The sequence below is a fragment of the Streptomyces sp. NPDC057950 genome (genome assembly GCF_042887295.1).
Taxonomy (GTDB): domain Bacteria; phylum Actinomycetota; class Actinomycetes; order Streptomycetales; family Streptomycetaceae; genus Streptomyces; species Streptomyces kaempferi.
Genome location: NZ_JBHVPP010000040.1, coordinates 17,010 through 37,138 on the forward strand (window position 1 = coordinate 17,010; position 20,129 = coordinate 37,138).

The 20,129-nt window shown below is 69.3% G+C and carries 19 protein-coding genes and 1 tRNA gene; 12 read left to right on the top strand and 8 right to left on the bottom strand.

Going from position 1 to position 20,129, the window contains the following annotated elements:
* Window positions 1–367: 367 nt before the first annotated feature.
* Complete coding sequence (locus tag ACFVTC_RS41135; protein WP_390134741.1) at window positions 368–721, top strand: VOC family protein; 354 nt, start codon at window positions 368–370, stop codon at window positions 719–721.
* Between the two features lie 159 nt (window positions 722–880).
* On the opposite strand, the gene ACFVTC_RS41140 is transcribed toward ACFVTC_RS41135, so the two are convergent.
* Window positions 881–1,246, bottom strand: coding sequence for a DUF6344 domain-containing protein (locus ACFVTC_RS41140; protein ID WP_390134743.1), 366 nt, complete (start codon window positions 1,244–1,246; stop codon window positions 881–883).
* Between the two features lie 337 nt (window positions 1,247–1,583).
* Here ACFVTC_RS41140 and ACFVTC_RS41145 point away from each other — a divergent pair, with 337 nt between their 5' ends.
* Window positions 1,584–1,712 carry a DLW-39 family protein gene (locus tag ACFVTC_RS41145; RefSeq protein WP_003999697.1) on the top strand — a complete coding sequence of 43 codons (129 nt, stop codon included), beginning with the start codon at window positions 1,584–1,586 and terminating at the stop codon, window positions 1,710–1,712.
* Window positions 1,713–1,943: 231 nt separating this feature from the next.
* The gene (locus ACFVTC_RS41150) at window positions 1,944–3,404 is read left to right on the top strand and encodes a hypothetical protein (RefSeq protein WP_390134746.1); all 1,461 of its coding nucleotides are present in this window, start codon (window positions 1,944–1,946) and stop codon (window positions 3,402–3,404) included.
* Between the two features lie 382 nt (window positions 3,405–3,786).
* Here the strand turns inward: ACFVTC_RS41150 and ACFVTC_RS41155 are convergent, their stop codons facing one another.
* Window positions 3,787–5,574 carry a protein kinase gene (locus ACFVTC_RS41155; RefSeq protein ID WP_390134748.1) on the bottom strand — a complete coding sequence of 596 codons (1,788 nt, stop codon included), beginning with the start codon at window positions 5,572–5,574 and terminating at the stop codon, window positions 3,787–3,789.
* A 129-nt stretch (window positions 5,575–5,703) separates the two neighbouring features.
* Window positions 5,704–6,252 carry a DNA-binding protein gene (locus ACFVTC_RS41160; protein WP_266700296.1) on the bottom strand — a complete coding sequence of 183 codons (549 nt, stop codon included), beginning with the start codon at window positions 6,250–6,252 and terminating at the stop codon, window positions 5,704–5,706.
* 181 nt (window positions 6,253–6,433) lie between these two features.
* On the opposite strand from ACFVTC_RS41160, the gene ACFVTC_RS41165 reads away from it, so the two are divergent.
* A tRNA-Ala gene (locus ACFVTC_RS41165) sits at window positions 6,434–6,506 on the top strand.
* Between the two features lie 482 nt (window positions 6,507–6,988).
* On the opposite strand, the gene ACFVTC_RS41170 is transcribed toward ACFVTC_RS41165, so the two are convergent.
* On the bottom strand, window positions 6,989–7,690 hold the full coding sequence (locus ACFVTC_RS41170) for a DUF5324 family protein (protein WP_390134750.1): 702 nt from the start codon (window positions 7,688–7,690) through the stop codon (window positions 6,989–6,991).
* Between the two features lie 312 nt (window positions 7,691–8,002).
* Here ACFVTC_RS41170 and ACFVTC_RS41175 point away from each other — a divergent pair, with 312 nt between their 5' ends.
* On the top strand, window positions 8,003–8,536 hold the full coding sequence (locus ACFVTC_RS41175; protein ID WP_390134752.1) for a peptidylprolyl isomerase: 534 nt from the start codon (window positions 8,003–8,005) through the stop codon (window positions 8,534–8,536).
* A 109-nt stretch (window positions 8,537–8,645) separates the two neighbouring features.
* Window positions 8,646–9,560, top strand: a complete 915-nt coding sequence (locus ACFVTC_RS41180) for a rhomboid family intramembrane serine protease (protein ID WP_390134754.1) — start codon at window positions 8,646–8,648, stop codon at window positions 9,558–9,560.
* Window positions 9,561–9,840: 280 nt separating this feature from the next.
* Here ACFVTC_RS41180 and crgA read toward each other — a convergent pair whose 3' ends face one another.
* On the bottom strand, window positions 9,841–10,095 hold the full coding sequence (gene crgA / locus ACFVTC_RS41185; RefSeq protein ID WP_390134756.1) for a cell division protein CrgA: 255 nt from the start codon (window positions 10,093–10,095) through the stop codon (window positions 9,841–9,843).
* A 142-nt stretch (window positions 10,096–10,237) separates the two neighbouring features.
* Here crgA and ACFVTC_RS41190 point away from each other — a divergent pair, with 142 nt between their 5' ends.
* The 6 genes from ACFVTC_RS41190 (at window position 10,238) to ACFVTC_RS41215 (ending at window position 14,911) form a co-directional block, all read left to right on the top strand.
* Window positions 10,238–11,017, top strand: a complete 780-nt coding sequence (locus ACFVTC_RS41190) for a DUF881 domain-containing protein (protein ID WP_390134758.1) — start codon at window positions 10,238–10,240, stop codon at window positions 11,015–11,017.
* A 32-nt stretch (window positions 11,018–11,049) separates the two neighbouring features.
* Window positions 11,050–11,748 (top strand): class E sortase, encoded by a 699-nt coding sequence (locus tag ACFVTC_RS41195; RefSeq protein WP_390134780.1) that lies wholly within the window; start codon window positions 11,050–11,052, stop codon window positions 11,746–11,748.
* Window positions 11,749–11,785: 37 nt separating this feature from the next.
* Window positions 11,786–11,983 (top strand): hypothetical protein, encoded by a 198-nt coding sequence (locus ACFVTC_RS41200; RefSeq protein ID WP_168524952.1) that lies wholly within the window; start codon window positions 11,786–11,788, stop codon window positions 11,981–11,983.
* On the top strand, window positions 11,980–12,618 hold the full coding sequence (locus ACFVTC_RS41205; protein WP_390134761.1) for an aminodeoxychorismate/anthranilate synthase component II: 639 nt from the start codon (window positions 11,980–11,982) through the stop codon (window positions 12,616–12,618). Before ACFVTC_RS41200 ends, ACFVTC_RS41205 begins: the two co-directional genes overlap by 4 nt.
* The gene (locus tag ACFVTC_RS41210; RefSeq protein WP_390134763.1) at window positions 12,615–14,084 is read left to right on the top strand and encodes a class E sortase; all 1,470 of its coding nucleotides are present in this window, start codon (window positions 12,615–12,617) and stop codon (window positions 14,082–14,084) included. Before ACFVTC_RS41205 ends, ACFVTC_RS41210 begins: the two co-directional genes overlap by 4 nt.
* 83 nt (window positions 14,085–14,167) lie before the next feature.
* The gene (locus tag ACFVTC_RS41215) at window positions 14,168–14,911 is read left to right on the top strand and encodes a class E sortase (protein WP_390134764.1); all 744 of its coding nucleotides are present in this window, start codon (window positions 14,168–14,170) and stop codon (window positions 14,909–14,911) included.
* 133 nt (window positions 14,912–15,044) lie between these two features.
* Here ACFVTC_RS41215 and pknB read toward each other — a convergent pair whose 3' ends face one another.
* The 3 genes from pknB to ACFVTC_RS41230 all read right to left on the bottom strand — a co-directional run bounded on the left by pknB (window position 15,045) and on the right by ACFVTC_RS41230 (window position 20,109).
* A complete protein-coding gene (pknB, locus tag ACFVTC_RS41220; protein WP_390134765.1) occupies window positions 15,045–17,036 on the bottom strand; it encodes a Stk1 family PASTA domain-containing Ser/Thr kinase in 1,992 nt (663 codons plus the stop codon).
* A 170-nt stretch (window positions 17,037–17,206) separates the two neighbouring features.
* Entirely contained in the window at window positions 17,207–18,688 is a 1,482-nt protein-coding gene (locus ACFVTC_RS41225) for a peptidoglycan D,D-transpeptidase FtsI family protein (protein ID WP_390134766.1), read from the bottom strand.
* Entirely contained in the window at window positions 18,685–20,109 is a 1,425-nt protein-coding gene (locus tag ACFVTC_RS41230; RefSeq protein WP_390134767.1) for an FtsW/RodA/SpoVE family cell cycle protein, read from the bottom strand. The genes ACFVTC_RS41225 and ACFVTC_RS41230 overlap by 4 nt, the downstream gene beginning before the upstream one ends.
* Window positions 20,110–20,129 lie beyond the last annotated feature (20 nt).

Genomic DNA, 20,129 nt, shown 5'->3' on the forward strand with positions numbered 1-20,129 from the left:
CTGATCCCTTCGTGCCCAGGAAGCGGCAGCAGGTCGGGGAGTGTGGCGAAACTGTCAGGTCCACCCCAGGTAGCTGACACCAGCGCGTGACACCAACAGGCTTGAACGGCAGCGGTCAACGCCGAACCTCAGTGGATGCGCCGTCAAAGGTCGCGGCCGGTTGACCCGTATCGCCGCCCCTGCGTGATCGACCTGATAAGGATGAGGCCACAGGTTCAAATCCTGTTAGCCCCACCAGCACGAAGACCCCCGGTCCACCAGGACCGGGGGTTTTTGGCGTCCACGGCGGACATCAGCCGCCGCGTGGCTTTCCTCCGGGCGTTTCAAGCGCCTGTTGTCGACGCCTCCGTGGACCTAGGCTCTGCGGATGACCTTGGAATGGGAACAGGTAATCGTTCACTCGGCGGATCCGGTGGCCCTGGGGCAGTGGTGGGCGAAGGCTCTCGGCTGGGTCGTGGTGCACTCCTCCGACGAGGAGTTCGAGATCCGCCCGGAGCCGGATCGCCTGCCGGGGCTGGACTTCGTCCGGCTCGATGAGAGCAGGAAGGTCAAGAGCCGGCTGCATCTCGACTTCAGGCCCGATGACCAGGACGCCGAGGTGGCTCGTCTCGAGGCTCACGGCGCCAAGCGTGTCGACATCGGCCAGGGCGACCAGTCGTGGGTGGTCCTGGCGGACCCCGAGGGCAACGAGTTCTGTGTCCTCGGCCAACGGCGTCAGTGAGAACCGCCGAGCGGGATTCCCCGGCCGTCGTCCGCGCATGAGAAAGCCCGGCAGCTCTTTCGAGGTGCCGGGCCTTCGGTTTCCGGGTGTGGCGGTGTACGCAAGTTCGCCGCTACGTCGGGCAGGAGGGGCAGGGTCGGTGAGGTGGTGCGGTGCGCGTCAGCGCTGGAGCGGGGCCTCGCCGTGCTGGAGGGACGTATCACGGTCGGTCGTGGCATCGGGGGCGCACGGGGCGGTGAGGCCGTTCGCTTCGGCGTCGACCCGCGGGCGGTGCCGGCAGCTCGGTGAGGAGCCGTGGGCCTCGGCGTGGATTCGTTGTTTCATCGTGGGGGGCAGGGCCCGACTGTAGGACGCTGTCCACGGGGCCGGTGCCGGCACCGTCACGGGGGCCGCGCTGTTGTGCGCCGCTCCGGTCTGCGGTACGGCCGCGGCCGCGGTGGTCGTGATGAATCCGAGCGTCGTGCAGAGCGCCAGGAAGGCGGTCACGATGACGGTCCACAGCTTCATGACCTTGTTCTGGGTCATGGCCCCTCACTTTCGGGTCAGGCGATTTGCGTACTTTCCTCATGATGTGTAAGCGGGCCGCGAAGTGGTGGACCGACGCTCATGGCGCGTCGATGTTCCGATGAACACCACCCGTATGGGTGCAAGAGGTCGCGAAAGCCCATAAAAACCGCAAAAACGCAGGGAAGGGTCACCGTGTGTGAGGTGTGATCACCGTGAGATCGGTGTGGTCACGCCCCGTCCTACTGCTCTCCACCGGGCGGGAGTTGGGGGTGGATGCAGGTCACCGATCGATATCGGTCGGTGTGTATAGTCGGGCGCCAGAGGTCCCCTACGTCAAGAAAGACGAGGTCGCGCGGTGAAGAAGCTTCTCCTGGTCGCACTGGCCGCCATCGGCGGACTCCTCGTGTACCGCCAGATCCAGGCGGATCGCGCCGAGCAGGATCTGTGGACGGAGGCGACTGACTCCGTACCCACGGGTTCGTGAGTACCGACACCAGTCTCAGAGCAGACCCCGGCCGCCTCGCGGTCGGGGTTTTGTGTTTCCCGGGCCGTCCATCCGCCGGCCATTCGCTTCCGCACACGAACTGATTGCGAGAGTGAAGCGTCCTGCTCTACGGACAGGCGGTTTCGGCCGCTTGTCCGATAGCAAGGGCGAACCCGCGCCCGGCGCGGCAGGATGGCCACGGTCCGGGGACACGACGAGGGGTGGCGCGTGATGGGGCGGCGGGTGGGACGGCGAGCGTCGTCACGGTACGGACGGGCGCCGGCAGCCCTGGCCCTGGGAGCGGCGCTGTGCGCGACGGCCGCGCTCACGGGGAGTGCCTCGGCGGCCTCTCCCGTGACGGAGTCCGGCAACCCGAAGCCGTACGCCTACGCCGAGGGCGACACGACGGTCGAAGGCGCCGCGAGCACCACCGACGCCGCACGGCTGGAGCCCGGAAGAACGTACCGGAGTTCCATCGGTGAGGGCGGCAAGCTGTACTACCGCCTGGCACTCGACGCCGGCTCCGACGCCTACGTCTCCGCCACCGCGGTTCCCAGGCCGGGCACCGCGGTGTCCTACGCGGACGGCGTCAGGGTCTCCGTCCAGGACGACAACAGCCGCCGCTGCTCCTCCTCCGCGGCCGCGCACTTCGGCGCCTCCGAGAGTCCGCGTCCCATCGCCGCCTGGGCGTCCCGCGAGATCGGCCCCACCAAATACTCCTGCCAGACGGCGGGGACGTACTACATGGTCGTCGAGCGCGTCGACACGGCCGGTTCGTCGGCGTCCGCGTCCCTCTCCCCCGGCGACTGGGACCTCGAGCTCGCCTATGTGTCGGAACCCGCCCTGAAGAAGGCCGGTTCGACGAAGGCCCCCGAGGTGTGGAACTCCGCCTCGCCCGAAGCCCTTCAGGGAGACGCCCGGACCCGGGAGGGCGGCGCGGGGTTCGCCACGGCCGCCGCTCTCGAGAAGGGCGTCTGGAAGGACGGGATCAGACCCGGGCAGACGCTCTTCTACAAGGTGCCGGTCGACTGGGGACAGCAGATCTATGCCGGCGCGGAGCTCGGCAGCTCGACCGGTGGCGACGGGTTCCTGGGTACGGCCCTGGTCGTCTCCCTCTACAACCCCGTCCGCGGCTTCGTCGAAGACGTGGGCTGCGGATACGACGGCAGTCAGCGAGCCGCGGTACTGGATCCGCTGCCGCCCGTCGCGTACCGGAACCGCTACGCCCTCAACGACCGCACCAGCGGTATGCGGTTCGCGGGTTCGTACTACCTCGCCGTGCACCTCGCCGCGCAGGTCGCCGACAAGTTCGGCGACGGGCCGTTCGGGCTGACGCTGCGGGTACGGGTGGAGGGCGCCGCCCGGCCGGGGCCGGCGTACGCGGGGCGGGCGGATCCCCGGGACGTGTTCGACGCCGCGGCCGGTGCCCCGGTGGGGGCATCCGGCGGGACGACGGCGGGATCCGGGGACCGTGCGGTGGACTCCGGCAGTGGCACCGACCCGCACATGAGGGTGGTCGCCGCGGGCGGACTCGGCACGGGGACGGCCCTGTTGCTGGTGCTCGCGGTGTGGACGGCGGTAGCACGGCGGCGGGCGAGGAGGTGGGCGGCGGCCGGGGACACGTCCGCGCCGGCTTCGTCCACGGCTCCCCCCGCCCTGCCCTGGGACCCAGAGGCGCCGCGGGGCCGGTAGAGCCGCTGGGGCGTGTTGTGTGAAAGTCCCGCCTACCTCCCGACGCCTGGCACGTTCCCCCGCTGCCTCGAGGGCGTGGGAGGTGCCCCCACTCGCCGCACCGGGCGAAAACCCGAGTACGGTCCCGTACGCGGGCTTTCGCACGCCTGGCACGTTCCCCCGCTGCCTCGAGGGCGTGGCACGTGCGCCCACTCGCCCACTTGCCGCACCGGGCGAAAACCCGAGTACGGTCCCGTACGCGGGCTTCCGCCCGGCACACCGAGAGCATGTATCGGACGGTGCGAGGCCCGCCCTCCGGGCGGACGACGGGACTTTCTCAACACGGCCCTCCGGGCGGACGACGGGACTCTCGCAACACGGCCCAGCGGGCGGACGACCGGGTTCAGAGCCGCGTCAGCGCCCAGAAACCCACCGCGAAACAGGCCAGCGCGAGGAGCAGGAGCGGGACGGCCACCCGCCTGGGTGGTCCGGGGCGGGCCGCCCGCCGGGACACGGCCCGGTGGGAACCGGCGGAACCGGGCAGGTGCTGCTGGACCACGACGGTCGGATCCGCGGGCCGCTGCGGGACCGGCACCGGCGCGGACCGGAGGCCGAAGGGCTGTGCGTGCGCGGGAGTCGTGCTCGGCACGTTGACCGCGGTGGGGGGAGTGGGCGGCTGTTCGGGCGGACGCCACGGGTGGCCAGGGACGGGACGCCGCTGAGTCTCGTGCCAGGCGTGTTGCGGCTGGGGCTGGGGCTGGGGCTGTTGCTGCGGTGAGTCGTGGGACGGGGGCTGGTGTCGGGGCTGCGGTGTCGGTTGCGGCCGGGACTGGGACCGTGGTGGTTCCTGGGGGGCGGCTGCCCGGGGCGGCGGCAGGAGGAAGCTCCCGGTGTCCGACATCGTGGACGGCCTCGGGGTCACGGAGTCCGGCGCGGGGCGCGGTGTCACGTCACCGGGGGCGGCCGTCCCGGGCCACGCGGCTTCGACAGCATCCCAACCGGAGGCGGGGCCGGGAGCGGGGACCGAGCCGGGATCGGGGCCGGGGACCGAGCGGGGATCGGGGCCGGGGGCGGAACGACGGCCGGGGGTGGAACCTGTTCCGGGCGCCGGGTCCTCGTCAGGAACGGCGCCTCGGCCGTGAGCGGGGCTCCGGCCGGAGGGGAGACTCCGGTCGGGAAGGGGAACCTGGTCGGGATCCGTCCCTCGGGCGGCGGCCGGGCCGGAGAAGGTCCCGGGCCGGGAAGCCGTGTCCGCGGTGGTCCCGGGTGCCGTCCCGGCCGGTCCGGTGGGTCCGGTGCGTCCGGTGGGGACGGTGGGTCCGGTGGGGCCGAACCCCGAGGGAAGCGGGCCGACTTGGTCGAAGACCTCGACCAACTCGTCGTCGGGGCCGGGTTCGGGCAGCAGCTCGGCGGCCGAGGCCAGCGCCTTGCGCGCGCCCGTCGCCGTGCGGAACCGCGCCTGGGGGTCCGGCTGCAGCAGCGTGGCCACGACCTGCCACAGCGGCTCGGGTATGCCCTGCGGCGCGGTCGGTGTGCCGTTCTCCGCGAAGTACTCGATCAGCGCCTTGGCGTCCGGCTTGGCCCCCTCCAGCAGGTACAGGGCGACCAGACCCACGGCGAACAGATCGGCGGGAAAGTCCGGCTCGGCGCCCATCATCTGCTCGGGCGCGAAGTAACCGGGCGTTCCCACCACGTAGTCGGTCTCGGTCAGCCGTGGTTCGCCCAGCCGCATCGAGATGCCGAAGTCGGACAGCCGCAGCCGCGGCCGGGCCGTCCCCGTCGCTTCGAGCAGCACGTTGGCGGGCTTGATGTCACGGTGCACGACCCCCTCGGCGTGCACCGCGGCGAGCCCCGCGAGGAGCTGGTCGAGCAGGGTGCAGACGAAGGCGGGAGGCAATGGGCCGTAGTCGTTGACCAGATGGACCAGGGATCCCCCCGCGACCAGGTCCATGGTGAAGAGGACCTTGTCGTCGTCGGCGGCCCAGCTGGCGGGCGCCAGCACATGAGGGTGATCGATCCGCAGCGCCTGCTCCCGTACGAAGCGCAGTAGCGCGTGCGCGTCGCTCTGCTGGAGCACCTTGGCGGCCACGTACCGGCGGCGCCGCCGGTCCCAGGCACGCCATACGGCACCGACTCCCCCGTGGCCGATCGGGTCGACCAGCTCGTACCGTCCGGCGAAGACCTCACCCATGGTCGTGCGTCGCTCCCCTTCGGCAGTCGGTCCTGCGGCTTCCGCGAGGTGCCCGGTGGCCCGGGACGCGGCGCTGGACGGCGTTGCGAGCCCTCCAGCGCGGGGCGTGCGGCCGGCCGGACCGTCGGCTCAGTTCTGGTGCGACTGGTAGTGGGCGACGGCGTCGGACGTGCGGCCGGCGCCGTACACCCGGAGGAACTCTGCCAGTTCCGGATGGGTCGGAGCGAGGGTGTCGGCGGCTTCGATGATGTCCCCGGCGGCCGCCACGGAGCGCAGCAGCGACTGGATCTCGCGGACCACCCGCTTGACCGTGGGCGCACCGGAACTGCTCGTCGACTGCGTGGTGTTGTTGAGCACGGAGCCCCCCTGCGACTTCTTGATCTCGTCCATGCGCTCGGTCGCCTCGGCGGCGCTGACACTGCCGTCCGCCACCTGCCCCGCGAGATCCTGCAGCAACTGGACTCGCTGCACCACCGCGGGGTTGCCGATCTTGGCACGCTGGCCGCTCATCAGCTGCGACAACATGGGCGCGGACAGGCCCAGTACTCCGGCAAGACGCGCCTGGTTGAGGCCCAGATCGTCTATGAGCCTGCGGAAGAGCGTCCCCAGCGGCTCCCCGTACCAGTTCCGCTGCAGCTCCTGGGCTCTTGCGGTTGCTTCTTGCTGTGCGGCGTCCATTGCGTCTCCCCATCGCTTCCCCAAAACCGCGGTTCGCTGTCGCGAACCACGTCGAGCATCTTACGGAGAGTGGTCGCCCACGGGGACCCCCAATCTTTTTGCGAGATACCGGGGGTGACCCGGTACTCTGGTCCCCGGCGCCAGTCGGTATCCGAATCAACCGGCCGGACGCTTCCCTTCAGGGGCCTTAGCTCAGTTGGTAGAGCGCTGTCTTTGCATGGCAGATGTCAGGGGTTCGACTCCCCTAGGCTCCACACCTCGGACCGGCCAGACGCCTTCACGGCGACTGGCCGGTTTTCGTATGCCCCGCTTTGGGCGTCCATGGTGACCTGTGTCACAGGGTCCGATTCGCAGGCGTTGCATTTGTTTGCGCAAATGGATGGGGTGGGGAAGGGTGCCGGGGCCGTCGCACAGGTGGTCGCGGCGCCTCACGGGATGCCGGGCTCCGATCTCGGAGCCGTGCGTGAACTGGTGCGAGCAGACCTGCGTAATCGGGGCAATGCACACGGTGAAGAGAGTCTGTGTGGATGTTGTGCGGGGCGGCCGTTGCAAACGTCATCACGGACGGGATCCGTAAACGGACGCCTTCCCCGTCGTCCTCCCCGCCGCCTTTCCCGCCGTCGTCCCCGTGCGGTGGGCGCCGCCGTTGCGGCCCGTTCCACGTGAAACACCGCTGTGGGGCAGGAGACCCTCAAGTCTCCTGCCCCACAGCGGTGTTGATGTTTTGCGTCAGGACTCAGTGGCGATCGTCGCGCTTCGCCGCTTCCTCCTCGGCCTGCTTGGCCTGGACCTCGGGGTCGAGGTCGGGCCGGCCGCTGCCGTCGACCGACGTCAGGCGGCCGGGCTCGGGTACCTCCGTGGCGGCGGGAGGCTCGACCAGCCAGTCGGGGTTGGCCTGCTTGTCCCACCACTTCCAGGCGGCGTAGGCGCCACCTGCCAGCAGCCCCAGGACGGCCAGTCCCTTGACGGCCCGGCCGGCCTTCGCCCGCCGCCGGTGCTTGCGGACCAGCTTCTCGATCTCCTTGGGGGAGACCTGTCCGCGCAGAGCGGCCAGCGCCGCCGCACCGCGCGCCGCGGCCTCCTCCCGCACCGGCCCGGCCGCGGCCACGGCCTGCTCGATTCTCGGCTTGGTGTAGTCGGCGGCCTGGAGCGCCGCCAGGCGGGTACGGACGGCGGCCGTGTGGGCGGCGTGGTCGACCTTCGGCGGCACATGGGTACGCGCCTGCTCGAGGCGCGGTGCGAGATGGGCGCCGTACTGCACGCGGGCCTGCTCTGCGGCCAGCGACATCTTGGGCGCGAGCCGTACGCGTGCCTCGTTCGCGTAGTGCGAGGCCCGGTCCTTGGCCGTGTCGGCGTAAGGCGCCACCACTTCCGCGGCGTGCAGCACGCTGTCCTTCGCCGAGCCGGTCGCGGCGCGCACGCTGTCAATGCGGGTCACGGGTTTTCCTCCTCCTCGGTGGCGTACTTGGGCGTTCGAGTACCCCAAACAGGCACAGTCCACCTTTCCACCCTTTTCGAGATCATGCCCCTCGCGCGACCGCGGGGCATGCGAGATAGGGCATACGGGGCAACAGGGCCTTGTCGCCGACCCTGCCACGGATCGGCGCTCCCGGCGCCGCCCGCGGGAGGACTCGACGCGTTTTCCGCAAGAGGGAGGACGGGATGTTCCCCCGGAGGTGGCGGTCGGGCGACGCGAGGCGCGGTCCGTGCGAGGATCGGGGGGTCAAAAAAAGGCAACGGAAGGCAGATCGTGGCCGAGCAGCTTTACGCCACCCTGAAGACCAACCAAGGCGACATCGAAGTCCGGCTCCTGCCGAACCACGCGCCCAAGACGGTCCGGAACTTCGTCGAGCTCGCCACGGGTGAGCGTGAGTGGGTCAACCCGGAGACGGGTGCGAAGTCCACGGACAAGCTCTACGACGGCACGGTCTTCCACCGGGTGATCAGCGGATTCATGATCCAGGGCGGTGACCCGCTCGGCAACGGCACGGGTGGCCCGGGCTACCAGTTCGAGGACGAGTTCCACCCCGACCTCGCCTTCGACAAGCCGTATCTGCTGGCCATGGCCAACGCGGGCCCGGGTACCAACGGCTCGCAGTTCTTCATCACCGTCTCCCCGACGGCGTGGCTGACCCGCAAGCACACCATCTTCGGCGAGATCGTCGGCCCGGCCAGCCAGAAGGTCGTGGATGCCATCGCGGGCACCCAGACCAACCCGCGCACCGACCGTCCGGTCAACGACGTCGTCATCGAGTCGGTCGTCGTCGAGACCCGCGAGGGCTGATCCCGGAGGTCCGAGGGGCCCCGAGGACTCCCGCAGGGAACCATTCGCCCCGTTCATCCGTAAGGATGGGCGGGGCGGTGCAGTGCGTACGACCGATTGAGGGGACCCCATGGACCAGGCGCCAGGCAGCCCACAGGGCCCGAAGGACCAGGGATCTCCGGATGCCCAGGGCCTGCCGACCTGCTACCGGCACCCGGACCGCGAGACCGGGGTGCGCTGCAGCCGCTGCGAGCGCCCGATCTGCCCCGCGTGCATGGTCAGCGCGTCCGTGGGCTTCCAGTGCCCCGAATGCGTCCGGGGCGGCTCCGGCACGGGGCATTCGCCGGCGGCCTCCCAGCCCCGCACCCTGGCGGGCGGCACCGTCGCCGCGGACCCCCGGCTCGTCACCAAGATCCTGATGGGGATCAACGTCGCCCTCTTCCTGGTGCAGCAGGCCGTGGGAGACCGCTTCACCGACAGTTTCGACCTCATCGGCCGGGCGTACGTCCCCGTTCTCGGCTCGGTCGGGGGCATCGCGGAAGGCCAGTGGTACCGGCTGCTGACGTCTATGTTCCTGCACGCCGGCTATGTCCACATCCTGTTCAACATGCTCAGCCTGTGGTGGATCGGCGGCCCCCTGGAAGCCGCCCTCGGCCGGGCCCGCTACCTCGCGCTGTACTTCGTCTCGGGGCTCGCCGGCAGCGCGCTCACCTACCTGCTCGCCGCCCCGAACCAGCCGTCGCTCGGCGCCTCCGGCGCGATCTTCGGCCTCTTCGGCGCGACCGGGGTCCTCATGCGCCGGCTCAACTACGACATGCGCCCGTTGATCGGCCTGCTGGTGGTCAACCTGATCTTCACCTTCACCCCCGCGTTCGGCATCTCCTGGCAGGCCCACATCGGCGGCCTCGTGGGCGGTGTCGTCGTCGGCTACGCGATGGTCCACGCGCCGCGCGGGCGGCGGGCCCTGGTCCAGTACGGGGTGTGCGCGCTGGTGCTGGTCGCGGTGGTGGTCGCGACGCTGGTCAGGACGGCTCAGCTCACCTGAGCCGCCCCGCTCACCGCTGTTGTCCACAGACGGTGGCGGATCTTGTGCACGCTGTGGGGGAACAGCTGTGCCCCCTGTCATCGACCCGAGTTTTCCCAGGTCGGACAGGGGGCGAACAAGCTTGCGGATCCCGGTAGGCCAGTCACACCGGCGTCAACCCTGGATGAGTTATCCACAGATCGTCGTTCTTTTTCCACCTGTGGAAAACAGTTGTGGATAACTCAGTGGACAGCCCTGGGGAGAGCTGTCGGAAAGCTGCTGGAACGTCGGTCGCGGAGCGCTACTTCCACTGGGTGGAGACGCCGAATCCCGCCGCGATGAAGCCGAAACCGACCACGATGTTCCAGTTGTCCAGCGCGTCGACCGGCAGTGAGCCGTCGGTCACGTAGAAGACGACGATCCAGGCGAGGCCGATGAGGAACATGGCCAGCATGACCGGTGCGACCCAGCCGCGATTGGTGAGCTTGATGTTGGCCGTCTGCCTCGCCGGGGGTGGCGTGTAGTCGGCCTTCTTGCGGATACGTGACTTCGGCACGAGGGTCTCTCCTGTCGATGCGCTGCGTGGCCGCGCAGGGAACTGGGGCGGGCTCCGGGGCAGCGTACAAGGGGACACTGAGCGCTCCCCCGGGCGTCCGTTAGCGTAGTGCTTCCGCGGCGCCGAAGGAGATAAGGGTACGTTGAGCAATTCTGCCGACTCTCCAGGGACGGGTTCCAGTCCTGCCGATACGCGCCGTTTCCGGCCCGTTCGCGTGCTCACCGTGGCCGTCTTCGCCCTCGCCGGGCTTATTTTCTTCACCAGCTTCAACACGGCCAAAGGCACCAATATCCGCACCGACGCGTCCCTGCTGAAGCTCTCCGACCTGATCCAGGAGCGCAGCCACAAGAACGCGTCGCTCGACGATTCCAACGGCGCGCTGCGGGACCAGGTCGACGCCCTGGCCGGCCGGGAGAACGGCGGCAGCACGGCGGAGACCGCCAAGGTCGCCGCGCTGGAGAAGAAGGCGGGCACCCGGCCGCTCAAGGGCAAGGCCGTCACGGTCACCCTCAACGACGCCCCGCCGAACGCCACGGCCAAGCTGCCCGGCTACCCCGCGCCGCAGCCCGACTATCTGGTGATCCACCAGCAGGACCTGCAGGCCGTGGTGAACGCCCTGTGGCTGGGCGGCGCCCAGGGCATCAAGGTGATGGACCAGCGGCTGATCTCCACGAGCGCCGTGCGCTGCGTCGGCAACACGCTGATTCTGCAGGGACGCGTCTACTCACCCCCGTACAAGATCACCGCGGTCGGTGACCCGCAGAAGCTCCAGAAGGCGCTGGCGGACTCCCGGGCGATCCAGAACTACATGGTGTACGTCAACGTCTACGGGCTCGGCTGGAAAGTCGAGGACAACGGGACGGTGACTCTTCCCGGCTACTCGGGCACAGTGGATCTCCACTACGCGAAGCCTGTGGAGTAGCCGGAGCCGCTGCCGCTGGGGGGCCTGTGTCGGTGCGAGTGGTCGTCAGGACGCTGAGCGAACTCTGCATCACCGTCGGCACGCTGATCGTGCTCTTCGTGGTCTACGTGCTGTTCTGGACGGGCGTGAAGGCCGACAGCGAGATGGGCCACCAGATCGACCAGCTCCAGCGGCAGTGGTCGAAGGGGGCACTCGCGCAGCGGCCGGGGACACCCACCGCCGCCCCGGCCACCGGGAGCCCGAAGGCGCCGCCCTCCTACACGTACGGCAAGCCCTTCGCGGTGATGTACATCCCGCGTCTTGGTTTCACGTGGAACAAGCCCGTGCTCGAAGGCACCGGAACGAGTGTCCTGAAGAAGGGCCTCGGCCACTACCGGGGGACCGCCCAGCTGGGGCAGACGGGGAACTTCGCCGTCGCGGGACACCGCCGGACCTACGGCGACCCGTTCAAGGACTTTCCGAAACTGCGACACGGCGACGCGGTGGTGCTGACCGACGGGACCACCTGGTTCACGTATCGGATCGACAAAGGCCCCTACAAAACCGTGCCCGCGGACGTTGAGGTGATCGACCCTGTGCCACGTAAGTCCGGGTATACGGCTCCAGGCCGCTACCTCACGCTGACCACCTGCGAACCGGAGTGGGGGCACAGCCACCGGCTGATCGTCTGGGCGCACCTGGATTCCACACAGCCCGTGGAGGCTGGGAAACCGGGGGCGCTCCGCCGTTAGTCTGGTCCCGTACGGCGTGGGTCCGGTGGTGCGGGGCGTGGCTCTGACGCCGTGGTGCGACGGAAGGGACGGCATGTACGGCTTCATCTGGCGGCATCTGCCGGGGAACGCGTGGGTCAAGGCGCTGATTTCACTCGTGCTCGCCCTGGCGGTGGTCTACGTGCTCTTCCAGTACGTCTTCCCCTGGGCCGAACCGCTGCTGCCCTTCAACGATGTGACGGTGAACAACCAGTGAGCGCGCGGATCCTGGTCGTCGACAACTACGACAGCTTCGTCTTCAACCTGGTCCAGTACCTGTACCAGCTGGGCGCCGAGTGCGAGGTGCTGCGCAACGACGAGGTGTCCACCGCGCACGCGCAGGACGGGTTCGACGGAGTGCTCCTGTCGCCCGGCCCGGGGGCTCCCGAGCAGGCCGGCGTCTGCATCGAGATGGTCCGCCACTGCGCGGACACCGGGGTACCCGTCTTCGGCGTCTGCCTCGGCATGCAGTCGATGCAGGTGGCGTACGGCGGGGTCGTGGACCGTGCCCCGGAGCTGCTGCACGGCAAGACCTCGCTGGTGGAGCACGAGGGCGGCGGCGTCTTCGCCGGGCTGCCGTCCCCCTTCACCGCGACGCGTTACCACTCGCTCGCGGCGGAGCCGGAGACCGTGCCCGCCGCGCTGGAGGTCACCGCTCGCACCCACGACGGGATCATCATGGGCCTCAGACACCGTGAACTCCCGGTCGAGGGGGTTCAGTTCCACCCCGAGTCGGTGCTGACCGAACACGGGCACCGGATGCTCGCCAACTGGCTCGTGGAGTGCGGCGACCAGGGTGCCGTGGCGAGGTCGGCGGGGCTCGCCCCGGTGGTGGGCAGGGCCACGGCGTGACCGCGCTGCGCCCCGAGCGCGAGTCCGGTGCCGCCTACGGCGCCGCCGGAGGAGACGGGTCCTCGTACGGGCAGCAGCCGTACGGGGCGCCCGGCGCGTTCGAGGTCGCGGTCGAGCAGCTGGCGGACCCGCTCACCGATCCCCTTCCTGGCACCGCCCCCGCCCCCGGCCACTCCGTGCCGGCCGCGCCCGTCGCCGGGCCGCAGGCCGGTCCGGGGCAGCAGTGGCCCGGCCACCACCAGTACGCGGGGGACGATTCCGCCGGGTACGCGCAGCAGTGGCAGGGCGCGGCACAGGGCGGCTACGACGGTGCGCGGCAGCGACAGCCGTACGCGGACCCGGCGACGACGGCCATGCCGGCCACGCCGTCCTTCCAGGAGTCCACGCCCCGGTACGGGGCGTCCGCCACTCCGCCCCCGTACACGCCGCCCGGCACCCCGTCCGCGCCGGTGTACGAGGCCTCCACGGCCTCGCCCGGTCCCGCGTCCGGTGCGGGCTACGGCGTGCCTCCTGCGGCGGCCCGGCCGCTGGACGACGAGACCGTGGCCCTGCGGGCCTCGGAGGTATCGCAGGCACGGCTCATGGCCGCGCCTGCGACGCGCGCGGACGCCCCGGACGACGCGGGGGCCGCGCCCGGGGGCCGCGCGGCCCGACGCAAGGCGGCACGGCGCCATGGGCGCCACGGAGGGCCTCTGGAGTCCCAGGAGTCCCAGGTGCCCACGGAAGGGGCTCAGGAGGCCGCTGAGGCGCCGCTGAGCCGTGTCGCGGCCCGGCGCGCGGCGCAGGCACGGAAACCCGGCGCCGCGGTCATGGTGAGCCGGATGATCGGCGAGGCCTTCATCACCACCGGCGTCCTGATGCTGCTGTTCGTGACCTACCAATTGTGGTGGTCGAACGTACGGGCGCACCAGCAGGCCGGCAGCGCCGCGCACCACCTCCAGGAGGACTGGGCGAGCGGCAAGCGGAGCCCGGGGACGTTCGAGCCGGGACAGGGCTTCGCCATCCTGCACATCCCGAAGCTGGACGTCGTCGCGCCGATCGCGGAGGGAACGAGCAAGACGAAGGTGCTCGACCGCGGGATGGTGGGCCACTACGGCGAGGGTGGCCTGAAGACGGCGATGCCGGACGCCAAGACGGGCAACTTCGGTCTCGCGGGCCACCGCAACACGCACGGCGAGCCGTTCCGCTACATCAATCACCTCAAGCCGGGCGACTCGATCGTCGTCGAGACGCAGGACGACTACTTCGTCTACAAGATGACGTCGATCCTGCCGGTGACGTCCCCTTCGAACACAAGTGTGCTGGCCCCCGTCCCCAAGGGGTCCGGATTCACGGGGCCCGGCCGCTACATCACCCTGACCACCTGCACGCCCGAATTCACCAGCACCTACCGGATGATCGTGTGGGGCAAGATGGTCGAGGAACGCCCGCGCAGCAAGGGCAAGCCGGACGCCCTCATCGGCTAGGCGCATCCAGCGGTGCGCTGTCGGCCCCTCGGGCGAAGAGCACGTGAGACAACCTGAGACAGACCAGACGGGGCAGATGCACAGTGGCAGCGCGGACCGACCACGACGAACGCACCGACGCCGACGCCGAGGCGCCCGCACCGAAACGGCGTGGTCCCGGCCGGATCGCGATGGTGGTCAGTGTCTTCGGTGAACTCCTCATCACCGCGGGCCTGGTGCTCGGCCTCTTCGTCGTCTACTCGCTGTGGTGGACGAACGTCGTCGCGGACCGCGCGGCGCACACGCAGGGCGACAAGGTCCGCGACAACTGGGCGGGGGACAAGGGCCCCGGAGCGCTGGACACCAAGGACGGCATCGGCTTCCTGCACGTCCCGTCCATGAAGAACGGTGAGGTGCTCGTCGAGAAGGGCACCTCCACGGAGATCCTCAACGACGGCGTCGCCGGCTACTACACGGACCCCGTCAAGTCGTCCCTGCCGATGACGGGCAAGAACGGCAACTTCACGCTCGCCGCCCACCGTGACGGCCACGGCGCCAAGTTCCACAACATCGACAAGGTGGAGAAGGGCGACCCGATCGTCTTCGAGACCAAGGACAAGTGGTACGTCTACAAGGTCTTCGGCATCCTCCCCGAGACCTCGAAGTACAACGTCAAGGTCCTCCAGACGGTCCCCAAGGAGTCCGGCAAGAAGAAGCCGGGTCACTACATCACCCTGACGACCTGCACGCCGGTCTACACGTCCCGCTACCGGTACGTCGTCTGGGGCGAGTTGGAGCGCGTCGACAAGGTGGACGGCGCGCGGACGCCGCCGAAGGAACTCCGCTGAGCGGACGCACCGCACCGCGGCCCGCGGGCGGCGTCCCGGCGAGGGGCCGCACACACGACGGATCCCCGGCACCTCTCCTCGAGGTGCCGGGGATCCGTCGTACGGGAGGGGCGGCGAGGGCCCCGCGGCCCGCCTACCCGGTGACGCCACCGAAGAAGTTGGTACCGCCGTTGTTCCCGCCGTTGTTGCCGTTGCCGCCGATGGTGGTCAGATTGATCGTCGTCGCGTTCGGATCGGCCTGGCCCTGTTGCGGGTCCTGCGCCACGACGCGGGCGTTGTCGTTCTGATCGCCGTTGACCTGGATGTTGTTGAAGCCGTTCTGCTGCAGGATCTGCCTGGCCTCCTGAAGCGTCCTGCCCCTGACGTCCGGGATGGGCTTCTGCGGGGCCTGGGCCTTCTTGCCGATCTGGACGTTCACCGTGGAGTTCTTGTCGACCGAGCTGCCCGCCTGCGGGCTGGTCGAGACGACCTTGTCGACCTGGCCGTCGTCCGCGGTGTCCACCTGGGTGCAGTTGCCGACCAGGTTGTTCGCGGTCATCAGCGCCTTGGCCTCGTCACAGGACTTGCCCGTCACGTCCGGCACGGTCGACTTCTCCTGCACCTTGGCGATGGTGAGGGTGATCGTCGAACCCTTCTGGACCTCCGCGCCGAGCTTCGGGTCCTGCTCCAGGACCGTGTTCGGGTCCTCCGTGGAGATCTGGGTCTTCGTCTTGACCTGGAACCGGTACCCGTCGCCCTCGAGCTTCGCCTTGGCGTCGTCGAGGCTCTGGCCGGTCACGCCGGGCACGACCACCTTCGGCGCGCCCGTCGAGACGACCAGGTCGACGGTGTCGCCCTTCTTGACGTCCGCGCCGGCCTTCGGGTCCTGCTCGCACACGCTGCCCTTGGGCTGGGCCTCGCACGGCTTCTTGGTGGTCGTCACCGTCAGCTCGACGTTGGTGGCCATCGCCTTGGCGTCGACCAGGGTCTGGCCGACGAAGTTCGGGGCCGCGAAGGGCTTGTTGCCGTTGCCGTTGCCGCTGAAGGCCCACTTGCCGATCAGGATCGCGCCGATGAGGACCAGGACCGCCGCCACGACCAGCAGGATCGTCGAGGTGTTCGACTTCTTCTGCTGGCGGCGCCGGGGCGGACGGTCGTCGTAGCCGCCGAAGCCGCCGTCGTCCGGGTTCATCGGCGGAAGCATGGAGGTGGCCTGGGCGTCCGTGGAGCGCAGGGCCGTGGTGGCCTGGTCGTCCGGGTAGCCGCCGTAGCCGACCGAGCCCATGGCGGCGGTGGCCGCGACCGGCTGGCCGTCGAGGCAGGCCTCGATGTCCTGGCGCATCTCGTCGGCGGACTGGTACCGGTAGTTCGGGTCCTTGACGAGCGCCTTCAGCACGATCGCGTCCATCTCGGGCGTGATCTCCGGGTCGAAGACGCTCGGCGGCTGCGGCTCCTCCCGTACGTGCTGGTAGGCGACCGCGACCGGCGAGTCGCCCACGAACGGCGGGCGGACCGTCAGCAGCTCGTAGAGGAGACAGCCGCTCGAGTAGAGGTCGCTTCGCGCGTCCACCTGCTCGCCCTTGGCCTGCTCCGGGGAGAGGTACTGGGCGGTGCCGATGACCGCGGCCGTCTGCGTCATGGTCATGCCGGCGTCGCCCATGGCGCGGGCGATGCCGAAGTCCATCACCTTGACCTGGCCGTTGCGCGTCAGCATGACGTTGGCGGGCTTGATGTCGCGGTGGACGATCCCGGCGCGGTGGGAGTACTCCAGGGCCTGGAGGATCCCGATGGTCATCTCCATGGACCGTTCGGGCAGCAGTCTGCGTCCCGAGTGGAGCAGCTCACGCAGGGTGGAACCGTCCACGTACTCCATCACGATGTACGGGATGGAGATGCCCTCGATGTAGTCCTCACCGGTGTCGTACACGGCGACGATCGCGGGATGGTTGAGCGAGGCGGCCGACTGGGCCTCCCGGCGGAACCGGGCCTGGAACGACGGGTCGCGTGCGAGATCCGCCCGCAGCGTCTTCACCGCCACGGTGCGACCGAGCCGGGTGTCATGGGCGAGATGGACCTCCGCCATGCCACCACGGCCGAGCACCTGGCCCAGCTCGTACCGGCCGCCGAGGCGACGCGGCTCTTCCATAGCTACCTACCAGCCCTCTCCGTCGATCCCGACCGCACACATGTGTGGTCCGGCGGTGTGCCGTCCGGGCATACCGTACCCGGATCGACTTGTGTGACCTGGCCGAGCCCGTCACCCGATACAGGACCGGTATCGCAACGTGCAGCGATGTGAAGGGGACGTGACAGGGTTCACTTCTTGCTGTCGATTACTGCCTTCATCACACTCTTGGCGATCGGGGCGGCGAGACCACCACCGGAGATGTCGTCCCGGTTGGCGCTCTCGTCCTCGACCACCACGGCGACGGCGACCGGAGAGCTGCCGTCGGCGAGCTTCGCGTACGAGATGAACCAGGCGTACGGATTCTCGCTGTTGGCCACACCGTGCTGGGCGGTACCGGTCTTGCCGCCCACCGTGACGCCGTTCTCGTCGATCTTGGCGTTGGTTCCGGTGCCCTCCTTGACGACCGTCTCCATCATCGACTGAAGGATCTGGGCGTTGTCCTTGGAGAGCGGCTCGCTCAGCTTCTGCGGCTCGGTCTGCGAGATCACGTCCAGGTTCGGGGCCTGCAGCTTGTCGACCATGTACGGCTTCATGAGCGTGCCGTCGTTGGCGACCGCCGAGGCGACCATGGCCATCTGCAGCGGGGTGGCCGCGGTCTCGAACTGACCGATGGAGCTGAGCGCCGTCTGCGGCTTGTCCATCGACTTGGGGAAGACGGAGGCGTTCGAGCGGACCGGCGTGAACTGCTGGGCGTTGAAGCCGAACTTCTCGGCCTCCGACAGCATCTTGTCCTTGCCGAGGTCGGCGCCGATCTTGCCGAAGACGGTGTTGCAGGAGTAGCGGAGCGCGATGCGCATGGTCGCGTCCTTGCAGGGGATGCTGCCCTCGTTCTTCAGCTCGGTCCTGGTGTCCGGCAGGGTGTACGGCAGGGGTGAGTCCGTCTTCTGGTCCGCGGACGAGTACAGCCCGTTCTGCAGCGCCGCCGCCGCCGTGACCACCTTGAAGGTGGAGCCCGGCGGGTAGGTCTCGCGCAGCGCCCGGTTGAGCAGCGGGTCGTCGGGGCTGTTCTTCTTCAGAAGCTTGTTCCAGGCCTTCGTGTCCGTCGTGGTGGAGTTCCCGGCGAAGGTCGACGGGTCGTACGACGGGGTGGAGGCCAGTGCCAGGATCGCGCCGGTCTTGGGGTCGATCGCCGCGACGGCGCCCTTGCCCTGCTTCAGCAGGCCCTGGTACGCGGCCTTCTGCGCGGCGGCGTTGAGGGTGGTGACGACGTTGCCGCCCTGCTTCTTCTTGCCCGTGAGCATGTCGAGGGTGTTGCGGAAGAAGAGCCGGTCGTCGCTACCGGTGAGGATGCCGTTCTCGAGGTTCTCGATCTGGGTGCTGCCGAAGGCCTGGGAGGCGTAGCCGGTGACGGGCGCCCACATGGCGCCGTCCTTGTACGTCCGCTTGTACTCGAAGTCACTGCCCGAGGTCTTCGTGGACCCGGTGATCGACTTGCCGTCCACGATGATGTCGCCGAGCGGCTGGGCGTAGCGCTCGATGGCGACGCGGCGGTTGTGCACGTTGTTCTGCAGGGCGTCGGCCTGCACGTACTGGATCCAGTTGTCGCGAATGAGCAGGGCGAGGACGAGGAGTCCGCAGAAGATCGCGATCCGGCGCAGGGGCTTGTTCACGGGCGGACCACCTGGGTCATCTCGGCGTCGGGGCTGGGTGCGGGAGCGGGCGCGGGGCGGCGCGCGGTGTCGCTGATGCGGATGAGGATGCCGATCAGGGCCCAGTTGGCGATCACGGAGGAACCGCCGTACGCGACGAAGGGCATCGTCATACCGCTGAGCGGGATGAGGCCCATCACGCCGCCCGCGACCACGAAGATCTGGATGGCGAAAGCACTGGCCAGACCGACGGCGAGCAGCTTGCCGAAGGGATCGCGGGCGGCGAGCGCCGTGCGCACGCCGCGTTCCACGATCAGGCCGTAGAGGATCAGGACGGCCATGACACCGGCCAGGCCGAGCTCCTCGCCGAAGGTGGCGAAGATGAAGTCGGAGTTGGCGGCGAAGCCGATCAGGTCGGAGTTGCCCTGACCGAGGCCGGTGCCGAGGACGCCGCCGGAGCCGAAGGACATGAGCGACTGGGCGATCTGGTCGCTCTGTGCCATCACCGACTTGGAGAACGGGTGCAGCCAGGCGTCCACACGCTGCTGGACGTGCGGCTCGAAGGAGGCGACGCCGACCGCGCCGGCCCCTGACATCAGCAGACCGAAGACGATCCAGCTGGTGCGCTCGGTGGCCACGTACAGGACGACGACGAACATGCCGAAGAACAGCAGCGAGGTACCGAGGTCGGTCTCGAAGACGAGGATGAGCAGGCTGATCGCCCACACGGCGAGGATCGGGCCGAGGTCGCGGCCGCGCGGCAGGTACAGGCCCATGAACCGGCGGCTCGCGAGCGCGAGTGCGTCTCTTTTCACCATGAGGTAGCCGGAGAAGAAGATCGCGATGACGATCTTCGCGAACTCACCGGGCTGGATGGTGAATCCGCCGATGCTGATCCAGATCTTGGCGCCGTTGACCGCGGGGAAGAACACCGGTGCGATCAGCAGCACGAGCGCCACGACCATGGAGATGTACGTGTAGCGCTGCAGGATCCGGTGGTCCTTGAGGAACACGATGATCAGGGCGAAGCACGCGATGCCGAGTGCCGAGTACAGCAGCTGCTTGGGGGCGTCCGGGCTGAACCCGCCGAACAGGGTCTTCGCGCGCTGCTGCAACCGGGGCGACTGGTCCAGGCGCCAGATGATGACCAGACCGAGCCCGTTCAGCAGCGTCGCCAGCGGCAGCAGCAGCGGGTCGGCGTACGCGGCGAACTTGCGGACGACGAGATGTCCGACGCCTGCGAGCAGGCCGAGGCCGAGGCCGTAGCCCAGCAGTCCCGACGGCACCGAGCCTTCCATGGCCAGGCCCACGTTGGCGTAGGCGAAGACCGGGATGACGACGGCGAACACCAGCAGTGCCAACTCGGTGTTGCGCCGGCTCGGCGTACCGATCGAGCCGATCGTCGACGTGTGGTGCGTCGGCGTGTTCGTACTACTGCTCATGGTGTGACAGGGCCCCTCAC